Origin of the sequence: Methylobacterium sp. B1 (genome assembly GCF_000333255.1) — a bacterium.
GTDB lineage: Bacteria > Pseudomonadota > Alphaproteobacteria > Rhizobiales > Beijerinckiaceae > Methylobacterium > Methylobacterium fujisawaense.
The window spans coordinates 1-4,427 of sequence record NZ_BACT01000814.1 but is presented as its reverse complement, the minus strand read 5'-3'; the positions used below and the strand labels follow the sequence as shown (position 1 = coordinate 4,427).

Sequence of the window (4,427 nt, the reverse complement as noted above, 5' to 3'; positions counted from 1 at the left end):
GCGGGCCTGATCGCCCAGCGTGGCGAGGGGCACTTCGAGGGGGACGACCTGCTCGCCCTCTTCGTGGAGGCCGCCGCCGGATCCGACCCGGTCGGAGGCGCCGTAGGGCGCAAGGTAGAGCCAGAGCCGCTCCGAAGAGATGCTCGGCATGCTGTAGGCATGCGCCACCGGCTCGAGATCCCGAAGGCGGACGCCCGCCTCCTCCATCGCCTCGCGGATCGCGGTCTCCTCCGGCGCGGCGCCGTCGAGGCCGCCCGCGGGCGCCTCGTCGAGATCGGCCGGCTCGCCCCAGAAAGCCGGGCCGACCCGCGCCTGCCGCACGAGCAGCGCCACGCGCCGAACGGGATCGTAGGGCAGCACGCAGGCCGCCTCGCCGTGATCCTCAAGCGCCCGCCGGACGGTGCTCCCGTCCGGCAGCGTCAGCGTGGCGATGCCGAAGGTGTTCCAGCCGCGGTGGATCACCTCCAGCGGCAGGGCAGGCGCGGCCTCGGTCATGTCCCGGTCAGCGCTTCGTGCTGGAAGCGGTCTGGCCGAACATCACCTTCTTGGCGTCCTCGCTCATCGTCTTGCCGTAGTCGGGATTGACCTCCGGGGCGCGGGCATAGGCCGCCTGCGTGGCCGGCCGCTCGGCGATCGCCGTGAACCAGCGCTTCAGGTTCGGGTGGTCATCGAGGTTCTGACCCTGCTTCTCGTAGGGCACGATCCAGGGATAGCAGGCCATGTCGGCGATGGAATAATCAGGGCCGGCGACGAAGGCGCGATCGGCCAGGCGCCGGTCGAGGACGCCGTAGAGCCGGTTGGTCTCGTTGACGTAGCGCTTGATCGCGTAGTCGATCTTCTCCGGCGCATATTGCGAGAAGTGGTGGTTCTGGCCGAGCATCGGGCCGAGGCCACCCATCTGCCAGAACAGCCATTGCAGCACCTCTGCCCGGCCGCGCAGATCCCCCGGAATAAAGCGCCCGGTCTTCTCGGCGAGGTAGAGCAGGATCGCTCCCGATTCGAACAGCGAGACCGGCGCGCCGCCGCCGGCCGGCTCGTCGTCGACGATCGCCGGCATCCGGTTGTTGGGCGCGATCTTGAGAAAATCCGGATTAAACTGCTCGCCCTTACCAATATTTACCGGGTGAATGCGGTAGGCAAGCCCCGCCTCTTCGAGAAACATCGTGATCTTATGGCCGTTCGGCGTCGGCCAGTAGTGGAGTTCGATCATCGGCTGGTGTCCCGTTATGCCCCGGCGGACGGGAAGTGGGTCGGCGCGGCGCTCCGGTCAAGCACGCGACCGGCGGCGCGGGCGCGCCGCGATATCCCGGCCTGGCCTCATCCGCCGGCGCAGCCCTGGACCTCGACGTAGAGGGCATAGAGCGACTGGCTCGCCGCCATGAACAGGCGGTTGCGGTGCCGGCCGCCGAAACAGAGGTTGGCACAGCGCTCCGGCAGCCGGATGCGCCCGAGCGGCCGGATGCGCCCGAGCGGCCGGCCGTCGGGATTGAACACCATGACGCCGTCCAGAGCATCGTCACCCATGCCCCAGCCGCACCAGAGATTTCCGTCGACGTCGCAGCGCAGCCCGTCCGGCGTGCCCGGCCCGGCATCGATCAGCACGCGCCGGCCCGAAAGGGCACGGCCGCCGGCCACGTCGTAGGCGACGATCCGCCGGGTCGGCCGCCCGCGCGATTCCACGAGGTAGAGCACGCGGCCATCGGGGGAGAAGCACAGGCCGTTGGGGCCGGCGAGGTCGGTGGCCACCGTCTCCAGCACGCCGGTGACCGGGTCGAGCCGATAGACGTTCTGCGGCAGTTCGGCCTCGGCGCGGGCGCCCTCGTAGAACCCCGCGATGCCGAAGGGCGGATCGGTGAACCAGACCGCACCGTCGGCGGCCGTTACGACGTCGTTGGGCGAGTTCAGCCGCCGGCCCTCGAACGCGTCCGCGAGCACGGTGATCGCGCCGTCATGCTCGGTCCGGGTGACCCGACGGTTCCCGTGCTCGCAGGTGACGAGCCGCCCTTGACGGTCGCGGGTGTTGCGTTGCGAAAGCCGGACGGCTTCCGGTAGAGGCCGACCGCGCCGCTCTCCTCATCCCAGCGCAGGATGCGGTCGTTGGGGATGTCGCTCCACAGCAGGTAGCGACCGTCGCCGAACCAGACCGGGCCCTCGCACCAGCGGAAGCCGGTGGCGAGGCGCTCCACCGCCGTGTTGAACACCCGGTAACGGGCGAAGGCGTCGTCGAGGATCTCGACCGCCGGATCGGGATAGCGCGGGCTCGGTGTCCACACGGGAAGGTCCATGTCGCTCGCGGCGATCGTCGCGGTTTCGGCGCCCGCCGGCAAGGGTCATCAAGGGCCAACAACCGCCCCCGCATGGCCGAAGGCCCGACGGTGGCGACGAGGGCCGGTGTTCCCGGCGCGGCGATCCGTAACGCCCCATCCTCCACCCCCCAGTGATGGTGGACGCTGGTTCGTCAGCAGGGAGGCCCGGCCCTCGTCCCGAATCGGACGCTATCGTCCCGCGATTTGTCTGACAAGTCGTCCGGGCGCTGCAGGCGCGCCGGAAGCACGCAGGCGGGGGAATGGGCCACCGGCGTGCCGCGCCTTGCGGGGGACCGGCGGAACCGCTACGGCATTGAGGCCGTGTGGCAGTCGGGGTGTAGCGCAGTCTGGTAGCGCACCTGGTTTGGGACCAGGGGGTCGTAGGTTCGAATCCTATCGCCCCGACCATTCGATCAGGAGCTTGTCGAGTCCGATGCCGAGCGCCCGCATCTTCCGTCCGTCTCGGGATGCCACGCAGTCGGGCCTCGCCCGGACCAAGCAGTGGGTTCTGGAATTCGACCAGACCAGCCCGCGCGAGATCGATCCGCTGATGGGGTGGAACGGCTCCTCCGACATGCTTCAGCAGGTCCGCCTGGAATTCGACACCGAGGCGGAGGCCGTCGCCTACGCGAAGCGCGAGGGCATCGCCTTCCGCGTCGAGCAGCCGGCCAAGGTGGTCCAGCGCAAGGGCCTGTCCTATTCCGACAATTTCAAATTCAACCGCACGGCGCCGTGGACGCATTGAGTCCGGCGAGGCCGGATCAGGCCGTCCGGCGCGCCTTCCAGGCCGGGTAGGGCGAATCGCCCGGCGGACGGATCTGGCTGATCCGCATCGGCTGCGCATCGAGGGGCTGGCAGAGTTCGGCGTAGATCGTCGCGCTGCCGGCACCGTAGGTCTCGGCCTCCTCGGCCGAGAAGGCGAAATAGCCTTCCTTGAAGCCGGCAAGCCGCATCGCCGCGTGACACATCGGGCACGGGCGGCCGCTCGCGTACATCACGCAGTCGCCGAGATCGCGCCGGCCGAGCAGGCGGCTGGCTTCGCGCAGCGCAACCATCTCGGCATGGGCGCTCGGATCGTTGGTGGCGTGCACGGTGTTGGCCGCGCGGACCAGCACGGTGCCGTCCTGCACGATCACCGCGCCGTAAGGGGCACCGCCGGCCTCGACATTGGCCTCGGCGAGGGCGACCGCCTCGCGGATATGATCTTCGTGCATCCCCATGGACGATCCCCTCTGCGCTGGCGCGGCAACGCCGGGCGCGGCGGGAAGTTCAGCGACCGGGGCCTCAGAACGCGTAGCGCACGGTGCAGTAGGGCATGGTCTCGGCCAGCAGGGCCTTGAACCGGACGAGCCACCGGCCCTTCCAGCCGGCCCGGTAGCGCAGGTTCGTGCCCCCGCCCTCGGAAACCTTCGCCTCCTGAATGTCCGGCCGCCAGAGCAGGTCCTCGGCCTTCGGGTGCCAGCCGAGATTGACCGCATGCAGATCCGCATTGTGGGTCAGCATGATGATCTCGCACTTGAGCTGCGCCTTGGCGGCGTCGGACAGGGTCGCGTCGATCTCGGCAAACAGGGCCCGCCAGTCCGCCTCCCAGTCCTCGTACAGGATCACGGGCGAGAAATTGACGTGGACTTCGTAGCCGGCGGCCACGAAGTCGTCGATGGCGGCGATCCGCTCCGGGATCGGGGCGGTGCGCGGCCCGGCGCTCCCGCGCCAGCCACGCGGCGAAGCCCGGCACCGGCGACAGCGTCACGAAGGTCTTGAGCGTGGGCACCTCGCGGGTGAGGTCCTCGACCACCTGCTTGATCAGGAAATTGCCGAAGGTGACGCCGGCGAGCCCCTTCTGGCAGTTCGAGATCGAGTAGAACACCGCCGTGTTGGCCGCCTGCGGCTGCAGCGGCTTGCGCTCCCGCGACAGGATCGGGGCGATGGCCGGGGCGATCTGGTCGGTGAGCGCCACCTCCACGAAGATCAGCGGCTCGTCGGCCAGCGCCGGGTGGAAGAACGCGAAGCAGCGCCGGTCCGGCGGCTCGATGCGGGCGCGCAGGTCGTCCCAGTCCGCGATGGCGTGCACCGCCTCGTAGCGGATGATCTTCTCCAGGATATGGGCCGGCGTCGTCCAGT

At 69.5% G+C, this 4,427-nt stretch carries 5 protein-coding genes, 1 tRNA gene and 2 pseudogenes; 2 read left to right on the top strand and 6 right to left on the bottom strand.

Annotated features, from left to right (window positions below; translation table 11 throughout):
- The 3 genes and pseudogenes from I53_RS23455 to I53_RS23445 all read right to left on the bottom strand — a co-directional run.
- Nucleotides 1–495 (bottom strand): NUDIX domain-containing protein (locus tag I53_RS23455; RefSeq protein WP_051045028.1); only part of this gene is annotated, 495 nt, incomplete at its 3' end.
- Nucleotides 496–502: 7 nt separating this feature from the next.
- Nucleotides 503–1,210: a glutathione binding-like protein gene (locus tag I53_RS23450; RefSeq protein WP_043355255.1), complete on the bottom strand. Its 708-nt coding sequence runs from the start codon at nt 1,208–1,210 to the stop codon at nt 503–505.
- A 107-nt stretch (nt 1,211–1,317) separates the two neighbouring features.
- Nucleotides 1,318–2,285: pseudogene (locus I53_RS23445) on the bottom strand (SMP-30/gluconolactonase/LRE family protein).
- Nucleotides 2,286–2,637: 352 nt separating this feature from the next.
- Between I53_RS23445 and I53_RS23440 the strand changes: the two are divergent.
- Nucleotides 2,638–2,714: transfer RNA gene (locus I53_RS23440), tRNA-Pro, on the top strand.
- A gap of 25 nt (nt 2,715–2,739) precedes the next feature.
- Nucleotides 2,740–3,051: an ETC complex I subunit gene (locus tag I53_RS23435; protein ID WP_043355257.1), complete on the top strand. Its 312-nt coding sequence runs from the start codon at nt 2,740–2,742 to the stop codon at nt 3,049–3,051.
- A 16-nt stretch (nt 3,052–3,067) separates the two neighbouring features.
- Here I53_RS23435 and I53_RS23430 read toward each other — a convergent pair whose 3' ends face one another.
- From I53_RS23430 to I53_RS31755, 3 genes and pseudogenes are all read right to left on the bottom strand, one after another.
- Complete coding sequence (locus I53_RS23430) at nt 3,068–3,526, bottom strand: nucleoside deaminase (RefSeq protein WP_043355254.1); 459 nt, start codon at nt 3,524–3,526, stop codon at nt 3,068–3,070.
- Between the two features lie 64 nt (nt 3,527–3,590).
- Nucleotides 3,591–3,953: a hypothetical protein gene (locus tag I53_RS23425; RefSeq protein WP_374701362.1), complete on the bottom strand. Its 363-nt coding sequence runs from the start codon at nt 3,951–3,953 to the stop codon at nt 3,591–3,593.
- Between the two features lie 46 nt (nt 3,954–3,999).
- A pseudogene (locus I53_RS31755) lies at nt 4,000–4,427 on the bottom strand (malonyl-CoA decarboxylase domain-containing protein); the annotation flags it as partial.